This is a genomic window from Neobacillus mesonae (assembly GCF_001636315.1).
In the GTDB taxonomy this organism is placed as follows: domain Bacteria; phylum Bacillota; class Bacilli; order Bacillales; family Cytobacillaceae; genus Neobacillus; species Neobacillus mesonae.
Map to the genome: position 1 here is coordinate 1,467,764 of NZ_KV440949.1, position 11,470 is coordinate 1,479,233.

Sequence of the window (11,470 nt, forward strand, 5' to 3'; positions counted from 1 at the left end):
TTCATACACACAAGATTACTTTTACGTGACCTTGCACTGCTTTTTTATGCTCGTCCGGGCACGTAGAACACTTCTAAATGACCTTATACTGCTATTTCATGCTCGTTCGGGCACGTAGAACACTTCTATGTGACCTGACGCTGCTTTTTCATGCCTGTTCGGGCACGTAGACCGCTTCTATGTGACCTTGCGCTGATTGTTCATGCCTGTTCGGGCACGTAGACCCATTATACGTGACCTTACACCACTTTTTTATGCTCTTTCGGGCACGTAGAACCCTTATACGTGGCCTTACACCACTTTTTTATGCTCGTTTGGTCACGTAGAACCCTTCTACTTGACCTTGCGCTGCTTTTTCATGCCTGTTCGGTCACGTAGAACCCTTCTACGTGACCTTGCACTGCTTTTTTATGCTCGTTCCTGCACGTAGACACCTATAAAACTTAATCTACCTCTTCTTTTTCCGTTTCGTGCTCTTAGACACTGGGACATTCTCATAAAATTTACGTTTCTTTTTTGGCTTTTTCCCTTCACCCGAGGCATTCGGCTTTTGATTATTGCCGCCTTCCTTGTTTTTCCGCGGTTTATGTGTTTCGCTGCCTGTTTTAAAAACCTTCGGTGTATCAGGACGTTCGCGGCGGCGTGTGCCTTTCATGCCGACAATCTCGAAATCAATGGAATGCTCTTCCTTATTTACTTTTACCACGCGGACGGTGATTTCATCGCCGATACGGAAGACATTCCCGGTGCGTTCGCCGATCATCGCGTAATGGCGCTCATCGAAACGGTAATAATCATCGGTCATATAGCTGACATGGACAAGGCCTTCAATCGTATTCGGCAGCTCGACAAACATCCCGAAGTTTGTTACCGAACTGATAATACCATCGTACTCTTCACCAATCTTATCCTCCATATACTCGGCCTTCTTCAATTCATCGGTATCCCGCTCCGCATCTACTGCACGGCGTTCCATTTTTGAAGAATGCTCGGCAATGTCAGGCAGGTCGACATTCCATTTTTCCCGCGTTGCCTCATCCAGCTTGCCTTCAATGATGTAAGTCCGAATTAATCGGTGCACAATCGTATCTGGATAACGGCGGATTGGAGAAGTGAAGTGGGTATAGAACTGCGTCGATAACCCAAAGTGCCCAATGCTTTCAGGATAGTACTTGGCCTGCTGCATCGAGCGCAGCATTACAGTGGAAACGACCATTTCCTCCGGTTTACCCTGCACCTCTTCAATAATTTCCTGCAAGGCCCTTGGGTGCACTTGATTGGCCGTCCCTTTTACGATATAGCCAAAGTTTGTAATAAACTCGAAAAACTTTCGCAGCTTATCTTCTTTTGGATCTTCGTGAATTCGGTAAATGAACGGCACTTCCATCCAGTGGAAATGCTCCGCAACGGTTTCGTTGGCAGCTAGCATGAACTCTTCAATCAGCCGCTCCGCCACTGAACGTTCACGTATAATGACATCAGTCGGCTTGCCTTCTTCGTCGACAAGTACTTTTGACTCTTTGAAATCAAAATCAATCGCACCGCGCGTCATCCGCTTATTACGAAGGATGGCTGCCAGTTCCTCCATTAATTCAAACATCGGCACCAGCGGCTCGTAGCGGGCTCTCGTTTCCTCATCCTTATCTATAAGGATTCTGTTCACATCGTGATAGGTCATCCGCTCGGTTGTTTTAATCACACTTTGAAAAATCTCATGGGAAACCACATGGCCCACTGAGTCGATTTCCATTTCGCACGATAACACAAGCCGGTCAACCTGTGGATTCAAGGAACAAATCCCATTCGACAGGCGATGTGGAATCATCGGAATAACGCGGTCAACTAAATAAACACTCGTCGCCCTGTCGGCTGCTTCAAGGTCAATCGGTGACCCTTCCTTTACATAATAGCTGACATCGGCAATATGAACGCCAAGCTTGTAATTGCCGTTCTCAAGCTTAGTCACCGTAACCGCATCGTCAAGGTCCTTCGCATCGGCCCCATCAATCGTGACAATCGTCTCACCGCGAAGATCACGCCGGTTCGTCAATTCACTTTCGTCGATGGTGTCAGGCACGGCATTCGCCTGCTGTAAAACCTCATCAGGAAAGGCCATTGGCAGCCCGTGCTTATGTATAATTGAAAGGATATCAACACCGGGGTCGTTTTTGTGGCCAAGGATCGTGACTACTTCCCCTTCGGCACTTTTTCTTCCTTCAGGGTACGTGGTTAATTTAACAACCACCTTATGCCCCTCAACCGCCCCTTTGGATGCCTCTTTCGGGATGAAGATATCACTAGCGAATTTTTTATCATCGGGAATCACAAAGCCAAAGTTTTTGCTTTCAACATAGGTGCCAACAATCTGCTGCACCCCCCGTTCAATAATTCGAATAACGCTCCCTTCACGGCGCTGTCCGGCGCTCTCTGAGGACACGCGGACTAATACCGTGTCCCCATGCATCGCGTTATTTGTTTCTGTCGGCGGGATAAAAATATCGTCCATACCAGGTTCATCAGGAACCACAAAGGCAAACCCTTTGGCATGGCCCGTCAGCTTTCCGCGTACAAGGTTCATTTTTTCCGGCAGTCCGTAACGATTAGCTCTAGTACGGACGACTAATCCTTTTTCCTCCATATTAACGAGCGCTTTAACAAATTCCTTAAAGTCGCCCGAATCCTGTATGCCAAAGGCTTCCTCCAGTTCCTGAACAGTTAATGGTTTATAGGCCTCGTCCTTCATATATTGCAAAAGCCTGTTGATGTGCTTTTGAATGTTTTCTTCCATGGCAATCCCTCCTCAATCGGATTTCTAATCGTGCCAGTCCAGTTTTTCTAAAAAGGCGTACACATCCTCGTGCAGCTTGTCTCTTTCCCTGTCAAGCGTGATCACATGACCTGATTCTTCGTACCACTTGATTTCTTTTGTTGTTGATTCGATTTCGTTATAGATGATATTAGCACTTTCAGGGTTGATCATATGGTCATGGCGGGCTTGAACCACAAAGGTTGGCGCATAAATCATGTCAATATTTTTCCGGACTTCTGAGATTAATCCTTGAAGTGCTTTTAACGTGTTCATCGGTGTTTTTTGAAACTCGTTCATTTCCAATTCGATTTGCTCGTCCGATTTTCCTTCTCGCTTTTTAAATTCCCGGGCATATTCGAGGACCCCTTCGTACATAACTTGTTCGCTTTTTATATACATCGGCGCACACATTGGCACAATTCCTTTTATAGGTACAGTGTATCCTAATTTTAAGGAAAATACGCCGCCTAAGGAAAGTCCTGCCACCGCAATTTCCTCGTGACCGTTATTTTTTAAAAAATTGTACCCGTTTAAGACGTCCTGCCACCACTCTTCAGGGCCAGTATGGACCAGCTCCTCCGGCGGCACACCATGTCCTTTATAATGCGGCGCATGGCAAGTATAGCCTCTTTTCTCAAGATAACGTCCCAGCATTCGCACATCAGATGAATTACCGGTAAAGCCATGCAGCAGGAGAACGGCCCTCTTCCCGCCTTGAAAGGTAAATGGTTTTGGTAATGTAATTTTCATGTAAAAAACTCCTTTGATGCAAATATTGCTATTCTTTAGTTTAAGCAATGGTGTCGCTAACAATCCAGAAAAAAGGCTTGATAGATGTGGAAGTGAGCTTTTTATCCGGGATATTCTTATATCGATTCCGCGCAAGCTGGATCGTATTTCGCGAAGTTTTATGTTTATTTCGCGGGTTTCTGGATTTATTTCGCCGATTTTCACAATAATTTCGGGAACTTCTGCATTATTTTCGCCAATCTACCCTTTTTAGTTTAGATACCACCCAGATTTTAAGTTTATTCCACCGATTTTGATGGTATTCCGCGGTTTTTCTGATTTATTCCACTGATTTTCACGTTTATTCCGCCAACTATAACCATATATTCCGTGAAACATTTTCAGGCAGACACAAAAACCCGGCACAATGGCCGGGTTTCGATCATTTCATATTAAATTTTAAAGTAAGTAACGGCAAGTGCTAGTAAGATAAATAAAACGGCTAATACAACCGTAATTCGATGAAGAATCAAATCAATTCCCCGTGCTTTTTGCTTACCGAATAATGATTCTGCACCACCGGAAATGGCACCGGATAGTCCAGCGCTTTTGCCTGATTGAAGTAGTACAACTGCAATTAATCCGATACTTACAATTACTAATAATACGACTAAAAATGTATGCATGAAGGCCACCTCCTGTAGACACATAACACAGTACATTAAATTTACCATAAAAATTCCCGTTTCACAATAGAATATTGCGACAACTTTTGGTAATTATCTTGAAATAGAAGAGGCCATTCTCACATATGTATGGCGTTTCCCTCTCACGACAACCGAATAGGCCATAATATTTTCCGGTATGGACATTCCCGATGCACCGGCGTCGCCAATGTGGAAGAGGTCTGCACCTGCCATTTTGCTGTTTAAGGCAATTTGCTTAATCGTTGCTTCGTCGGCACCTTCTTGGCTTGTTCCTGTTGTAAGGATCGCCAGTGCACCCTTTTCATGAACGGCATCAACTAATTTTGCTGTTTTTTCAACAGTGAATCCTGGAACGGTTCCTGGAGAAGGAATGAGTATAATGTCAGCGCCTGCTTCGATAAACGAATGCAAGGTGTCAGTTGACATCAAGCTACCGCCTGCTTCACCGGCCACACCGGCACTATGCATTTTTCCAGCAATAATTAAACCATCTTCTCCAAAAACCTTACGGGCTACTTGAATCGCTTTGGTGATCGCCGTGTTGGATACACCTGTCTTTGGATTTCCTGTAAGACAGACAAAATCAAAGCCTAATTCCTTCGCCTTCCGCAGCGACTTTTCCGTTGCCATCCGCCCCTCTGGCAACTCATGTAAAGTCTCCATTTGAACCGCATCCATATCTACAGGCTCCAAATTCAACCCAATCGGCCTGCCGACAAGTTTTTTCAACTCTTTCACAATGGTGTCAGGCGCCGTTGTGGATAACCCCTCAAAATGTGGATTAAAGACATCAAAGAAGTTGAGCAGGATGAGGTCGGCGCCAAAGGCTGCGGCCATTTCGGCGTTGGTGACAGCTGGGTAGTACGGGGTGACGGCTCCGATGACTTCGGCGACCATTGTCCGGCCCTCTGATGCTAGAATGGCCTGCTTAAGCTCTTTTCCCGACATTTTGGCAAAATCAGATGCAGTACAGTCTAATAGACGTTTCATGAAACATTACCTCCTTTGTGAGAAAAGGCACCCACAAATCATGGATGCCTTAACTTTAAAAAGTTATTATTTTTTCAAGTTATAGAAGGATTTTATTCCATGGTACTGAGCAGTTTCGCCAAGCAGGTCTTCGATGCGAAGTAATTGATTGTACTTAGCAATACGGTCTGTACGGGATGGTGCACCTGTTTTAATTTGTCCGGCATTAGTTGCTACCGCGATGTCGGCAATGGTGCTGTCTTCTGTTTCACCAGAACGGTGAGAGATAACTGCAGTGTAGCCAGCACGCTTAGCCATTTCGATAGCATCGAAAGTTTCTGTTAGTGTACCAATTTGGTTCACTTTGATAAGGATGGCATTGCCAATACCTTTTTCGATACCTTCAGCAAGCTTCTTTGTATTCGTTACAAATAGGTCGTCACCAACTAATTGAACTTTGCCGCCGATGCGCTCAGTTAATAGCTTGTGGCCTTCCCAGTCGTTTTCATCAAGGCCGTCTTCGATTGAGATGATTGGGTATTTAGAAACAAGCTCTTCGTACCAAGCAACCATTTCTTCAGAAGTCTTGACAACACCTTCACCAGAAAGATGGTATTTGCCGTCTTCTTTGCTGTAGAACTCAGAAGATGCAGCGTCCATTGCAAGCATAACTTCTTCGCCTGGCTTATAGCCGGCTTTTTCAATTGCTTCTACAATGGTTTGAAGGGCTTCTTCGTTTGAACCTAAGTTTGGTGCAAAACCGCCTTCGTCACCAACAGCTGTGTTAAGGCCTTTGCCTTTTAGAACTGTTTTTAATGTATGAAAAATTTCCGCACCCATGCGCAGTGCTTCTTTAAAGCTTGGAGCACCTACAGGCATGATCATAAATTCTTGGATATCAACGTTATTATCAGCATGCTCGCCGCCATTTACGATGTTCATCATTGGGACTGGAAGCTGCTTAGAGTTAAACCCGCCAAGGTATTGGTATAAAGGAAGTCCTAAATAGTCAGCAGCAGCACGGGCAACAGCCATAGAAACACCTAGAATTGCGTTCGCACCTAATTTTCCTTTGTTTTCTGTACCGTCGAGCTCGATTAACGCTTTGTCCACGCCGACTTGGTCAAGAACGCTGTACTCTTCGCTTATTAGCATTGGAGCAATAATATCATTAACATTTTCAACCGCTTTAAGAACACCTTTGCCAAGGTAACGGCTCTTGTCTCCGTCACGTAGTTCAACTGCTTCATATTCACCGGTAGAAGCACCGCTTGGAACTAATGCGCGGCCAAAAGCGCCAGATTCAGTGTATACTTCCACTTCAACTGTTGGGTTACCGCGGGAGTCCAATACTTCACGAGCATATACTTCAGTAATAAATGGCATGTCTTTCTCTCCTTAAAAAAATTATTTATTTTTGCATCAATACGAGTTTACTTTATAATCGATGTTCCTGTCATTTCTGCAGGCTTTTCAACATTCAAAAGATCCAGCACAGTTGGCGCCAAATCACCGAGAATGCCGCCTTCGCGTAATTCGATCCCAGGTTTTGTGACAATGACCGGCACAGGATTTGTAGTGTGGGCAGTCATTGGATTGCCTTCAAGTGTTACCACTTCATCAGCATTCCCATGGTCGGCGGTAATAATCGTTGCTCCGCCTTTTTCGAGAATTAAATCAACAACTTTACCCAAACACTCGTCCACCGCTTCAATCGCTTTGATCGTAGGCTCAAGTTTACCTGAGTGACCGACCATATCCGGGTTAGCGTAGTTTAAAATAATTGCATCGAATTTGTCAGCCTTGATTTCATTTAACAGCGCATCAGTTACTTCGTAGACGCTCATTTCCGGTTTCAGATCATAGGTTGCAACTTTTGGTGAGTTAATTAAAATCCGCTCTTCTCCAGGGAACTTCGCTTCACGACCGCCGCTCATAAAGAAGGTGACATGCGGATATTTTTCGGTCTCAGCAATCCGCAATTGTTTCAAATTATTTTGCGACAAGACTTCACCTAATGTGTTGTCAAGGTTTGTTGGTTTAAACGCCACATAACCGTCAACCGTTTCGCTGAAGTGGGTTAAGCACACGAAATGTAAATGCTTCGGATGCTTTGGTCCTCTGTCAAACGAACGGAAGTCTTCGTTTGTAAAGGTGTTCGAGATTTGAATTGCCCGGTCCGGACGGAAGTTATAGAAAATCACAGCATCGTTATCTTGAATTGTTGCTACAGGCTCGCCGTCTTCTTTCACCATCACGGATGGAATGACGAATTCATCAAAAATCCCATGTGAGTAGGAATCTTCTACAAGCTCTAACGGATTCGAGTAGGTTGGACCTTCTCCGTACACCATAGCACGGTAAGATTTTTCAACACGCTCCCAGCGCTTATCACGATCCATAGAATAATAGCGCCCGGAAATCGTTGCAAATTCACCGACACCATACTCTTTCATTTTGTCCAGTGTTTGCTGAATATATGTTGGTGCTGTTTGTGGTCCTACATCACGACCGTCAAGGAAGGCATGAATATAGACTTTTTCAACACCTTCGTCTTTAGCAAGCTTTAACAGCGCAAACATATGATCAATATGGCTGTGCACCCCGCCGTCAGACAATAAGCCAAACAAGTGAAGGCTTGTGCCATGCTTTTTCACGTGCTTCATGGCACCAAGAAAAGTATCATTTTTTTCAAATTCGTGTTCGCGGATAGCAATGTTGACCCGCGTTAAGCTCTGGTAAACAATCCGGCCGGCACCAATATTTAAGTGACCGACTTCTGAGTTACCCATTTGTCCTTCTGGAAGACCGACTGCCTCACCGCTCGCAGTTAGATGGGAGTGCGGATAGGTGCTCCAGAAACGGTCGAAGTTCGGTTTCTTCGCATGAGCAACGGCATTTCCTTTTGTTTCATTGCGGCATCCGAAACCATCTAAGATGATTAGGGCTACTGGGGCTTTACTCATTTTTGCCCGCCTCCAATAGCTGCATGAATGATTGTGGCTCTAGGCTTGCACCGCCGACTAAAGCACCGTCGATATCCGGCTCTGCCATATATTCTTTAATGTTCGCAGGCTTCACGCTGCCGCCGTATTGAATGCGGACCGCCTGTGCCACTTCGTCGGAAAATTGCTTAGTAATTGTTTGACGGATATGCGCACATACTTCATTGGCATCCTTTGAAGTAGAAGACTTCCCGGTTCCGATTGCCCAGATTGGCTCATAGGCAATAACGGTTTGTTTCACTTGCTCTTCGGTTAATCCGGCTAATGCCTTCTCAATTTGTCCGCCAACAAACTCCATTGTTTCGCCGTTTTCCCGCTGCTCTAATGTTTCACCGCAGCAAACGATTGGAGTTAAATTGTATTGGAAAGCTGCTAATGTCTTTTTATTCACGGTTTCGTCCGTTTCATTCAACATTTCACGGCGCTCTGAGTGTCCGATGATGACATACTCTACGCCAAGGTCCTCAAGTGCTTTCGGGCTGATTTCACCGGTAAAAGCACCGCTTTCTTCAAAGTGCATATTTTGTGCACCAATTTTTACATTTGTACCTTTTACAGCTTCTACTAGGCTTTGTAAAAATAATGCTGGAGCACAAATAATGGAATCCACTTGTTCTGAAGCAGGTACAAGTCCTTTCACTTCTTCAGCAAAGCTTTTCGCTTCAGAAAGTGTTTTATGCATTTTCCAGTTTCCTGCAATAATCGGTTTACGCATGCTGGACATCCCTTTCCATTTGGCAAGGGTCGGAGCGTCGCATAAAGCGTATTGGATCACCTATTTAAAGCTTCAATAATTTAATATTTCACTTTAAATTTGTGAAGCTTAGCTCTGCTTACACCGCCTTTGCCAACAATAAAATTTGTTAAGCTTATATTACTGAATTAGAGTCAATTTACTTATCGTTTAAAGCAACAACACCTGGAAGTGCTTTTCCTTCCATAAACTCAAGTGAGGCGCCACCGCCAGTTGAAATATGGCTCATTTGATCGGCTAACCCAAACTTTTCAACCGCCGCCGCTGAGTCACCGCCGCCGATGACAGAATACGTATCTTTCGCAGCAGCAAGCGCTTCGGCAACTGCCTTAGTTCCGCCTGCAAATTTATCGATTTCAAATACACCCATTGGTCCGTTCCAAATAACAAGCTTTGATTTTTCAATTACATCACGATAGATAGCCGCTGTCTTTGGACCGATATCAAGTGCTTCCCAGTCAGCCGGAATTTCCTCAATCGCAACCACCTTCGTATTGGCATCTGCCGAAAAATCATCAGCAACAATCGCATCAACCGGCATATAGAAGTTAACGCCCTTTGCTTTTGCTTTTTCCATGAAGGATTTGGCAAGTTCGATTTTGTCTTCTTCAAGCAATGATTTGCCGATTTCATGCCCTTGCGCTTTGACGAATGTATAAGCAAGACCGCCGCCGATAATAAGATTGTCTACTAACTCAAGCAGATTTTCAATAACACCGATCTTGTCCTTTACTTTCGCGCCGCCTATGATTGCGGTAAATGGACGCTCTGGATTCGAAAGAGCTTTACCGAGTACATCCAATTCTTTTTCCATTAAGAAGCCGCTGACAGCCGGAAGATGGTGAGCAATTCCCTCAGTAGAGGCATGTGCCCGGTGTGCCGCACCAAAGGCATCATTCACATAAATATCGGCAAGCTCAGCAAATGCTTTTGCAAGCTCTGAATCATTCTTTTCCTCACCTGGGTAAAAGCGAACATTTTCAAGCAGCAAAACATCGCCTTCGTGCATCGTGTCAATTAATGCCTTAACAGAATCACCGTATGCTTCGTCAGCCTTTTTTACTTCTTTGCCAAGATGCTCAGAAAGCCTTACTGCCACTGGGGTTAAGCGCATTTCTTCGACCACTTTCCCCTTTGGGCGGCCGAGGTGGCTGGCTAAAATCACTTTTGCACCTTGTTCCACCAAATATTGAATAGTTGGCAGTGCTGCACGGATCCGGGTTTCATCTGTTATTTTTCCATCCTGCATTGGCACGTTGAAGTCTACCCGGCAAAACACGCGTTTCCCTTTGACATCGACATCTTTTAACGTTTTCTTGTTCATCGAAAGGACCTCCTATGTATGGCTTTTATGCTTTAAAGTCGTTAAAGCAAATTACATTAAAAAAGGAGAGGGGGAATCCCCCCTACTCCCCATGGAATACCATAAATATTATAAACAGTTTGCCTTAAAAATACCAATGCTAACCAAAAATTATAGTCCTTTTTGAGCGATGTAATCAACAAGGTCTACAACGCGGTTGGAGTAACCAACTTCGTTATCGTACCAAGATAATACTTTTACCATGTTTCCTTCAATTACCATTGTTGAAAGTGCATCAATAGTAGAAGAAACAGTTGCACCGTTAAAGTCACGTGATACTAATGGAAGTTCAGTGTAAGCTAAAATGCCTTTTAATTCGCCTTCTGCAGCAGCTTTTAATGCAGCATTTACTTCTTCAACAGTAACGTCCTTTTCTAATTCAGCTACAAGGTCAACAACAGAAACGTTTGGAGTTGGTACGCGCATTGCCATACCGTTTAATTTACCTTTTAACTCAGGCAATACAAGAGCAACAGCCTTTGCAGCACCAGTAGTTGTTGGGATCATATTTTCCGCAGCTGCACGGGCACGGCGGTAATCTTTGTGCGGTAAGTCAAGGATTTGCTGGTCGTTAGTATAAGAGTGAACAGTTGTCATCATACCGCGTTTGATTCCGAATTGGTCATTTAACACTTTAGCAAATGGAGCTAAACAGTTTGTTGTACAAGAAGCGTTAGAAATGACATGATGGTTTGCTGCATCATATTTATCTTGGTTAACACCCATAACGATGGTGATATCTTCGTTATTTGCCGGAGCAGAAATGACAACCTTTTTAGCGCCTGCTTCTAAGTGCTTCGCAGCATCTTCACGCTTTGTGAAACGGCCGGTTGATTCAACAACAACTTCTACACCAAGGTCGCCCCAGCCAAGCTGTGCAGGGTCGCGTTCAGCAAGAACTTTTACTTTATGACCGCCAACCACTAAGTATTCGCCATCAACTGTTACATCTTCTGTAAGAGTTCCATGTACAGTGTCATATTTTAAAAGATGGGCAAGCATGTTTGCATCTGTTAAATCGTTGATTGCCACGATTTCCACATTATCGTTATTTAACGCTGCACGAAATACGTTACGTCCAATACGACCAAATCCATTAATACCAACTTTAACTGTCATGATAAATTTCCTCCT

General features: G+C 44.3%; 9 protein-coding genes. All 9 read right to left on the minus strand.

Annotation, left to right across the window (positions count from 1 at the left end):
- Positions 1 to 448: 448 nt before the first annotated feature.
- Entirely contained in the window at positions 449 to 2,788 is a 2,340-nt protein-coding gene (gene rnr, locus A6749_RS07380; protein WP_066387191.1) for a ribonuclease R, read from the minus strand.
- A 24-nt stretch (positions 2,789 to 2,812) separates the two neighbouring features.
- Positions 2,813 to 3,559, minus strand: coding sequence for an alpha/beta hydrolase (locus A6749_RS07385; protein WP_066387196.1), 747 nt, complete (start codon positions 3,557 to 3,559; stop codon positions 2,813 to 2,815).
- A gap of 431 nt (positions 3,560 to 3,990) precedes the next feature.
- Positions 3,991 to 4,224, minus strand: coding sequence for a preprotein translocase subunit SecG (gene secG / locus A6749_RS07390; RefSeq protein WP_066387199.1), 234 nt, complete (start codon positions 4,222 to 4,224; stop codon positions 3,991 to 3,993).
- Between the two features lie 93 nt (positions 4,225 to 4,317).
- Entirely contained in the window at positions 4,318 to 5,235 is a 918-nt protein-coding gene (locus A6749_RS07395) for a DUF7916 family protein (RefSeq protein WP_066387204.1), read from the minus strand.
- 66 nt (positions 5,236 to 5,301) lie between these two features.
- Complete coding sequence (gene eno, locus A6749_RS07400; RefSeq protein ID WP_066387209.1) at positions 5,302 to 6,600, minus strand: phosphopyruvate hydratase; 1,299 nt, start codon at positions 6,598 to 6,600, stop codon at positions 5,302 to 5,304.
- A gap of 47 nt (positions 6,601 to 6,647) precedes the next feature.
- Positions 6,648 to 8,180, minus strand: coding sequence for a 2,3-bisphosphoglycerate-independent phosphoglycerate mutase (gpmI, locus tag A6749_RS07405; protein WP_066387211.1), 1,533 nt, complete (start codon positions 8,178 to 8,180; stop codon positions 6,648 to 6,650).
- A complete protein-coding gene (tpiA, locus tag A6749_RS07410) occupies positions 8,173 to 8,934 on the minus strand; it encodes a triose-phosphate isomerase (RefSeq protein ID WP_066387219.1) in 762 nt (253 codons plus the stop codon). The genes gpmI and tpiA overlap by 8 nt, the downstream gene beginning before the upstream one ends.
- 178 nt (positions 8,935 to 9,112) lie before the next feature.
- The gene (locus A6749_RS07415; protein ID WP_066387222.1) at positions 9,113 to 10,297 is read right to left on the minus strand and encodes a phosphoglycerate kinase; all 1,185 of its coding nucleotides are present in this window, start codon (positions 10,295 to 10,297) and stop codon (positions 9,113 to 9,115) included.
- A 150-nt stretch (positions 10,298 to 10,447) separates the two neighbouring features.
- Positions 10,448 to 11,455, minus strand: coding sequence for a type I glyceraldehyde-3-phosphate dehydrogenase (gene gap, locus A6749_RS07420; RefSeq protein WP_066387225.1), 1,008 nt, complete (start codon positions 11,453 to 11,455; stop codon positions 10,448 to 10,450).
- Between the last annotated feature and the right edge of the window lie 15 nt (positions 11,456 to 11,470).

Coding starts and splice junctions, on each gene's coding strand:
- gpmI (WP_066387211.1), bottom strand. CDS start 8,180: ATGAGTAAAGCCCCAGTAGCCCTAATCATCTTAGATGGTTTCGGATGC.
- secG (WP_066387199.1), bottom strand. CDS start 4,224: ATGCATACATTTTTAGTCGTATTATTAGTAATTGTAAGTATCGGATTA.
- tpiA (WP_066387219.1), bottom strand. CDS start 8,934: ATGCGTAAACCGATTATTGCAGGAAACTGGAAAATGCATAAAACACTT.
- A6749_RS07415 (WP_066387222.1), bottom strand. CDS start 10,297: ATGAACAAGAAAACGTTAAAAGATGTCGATGTCAAAGGGAAACGCGTG.
- A6749_RS07395 (WP_066387204.1), bottom strand. CDS start 5,235: ATGAAACGTCTATTAGACTGTACTGCATCTGATTTTGCCAAAATGTCG.
- eno (WP_066387209.1), bottom strand. CDS start 6,600: ATGCCATTTATTACTGAAGTATATGCTCGTGAAGTATTGGACTCCCGC.
- gap (WP_066387225.1), bottom strand. CDS start 11,455: ATGACAGTTAAAGTTGGTATTAATGGATTTGGTCGTATTGGACGTAAC.
- rnr (WP_066387191.1), bottom strand. CDS start 2,788: ATGGAAGAAAACATTCAAAAGCACATCAACAGGCTTTTGCAATATATG.
- A6749_RS07385 (WP_066387196.1), bottom strand. CDS start 3,559: ATGAAAATTACATTACCAAAACCATTTACCTTTCAAGGCGGGAAGAGG.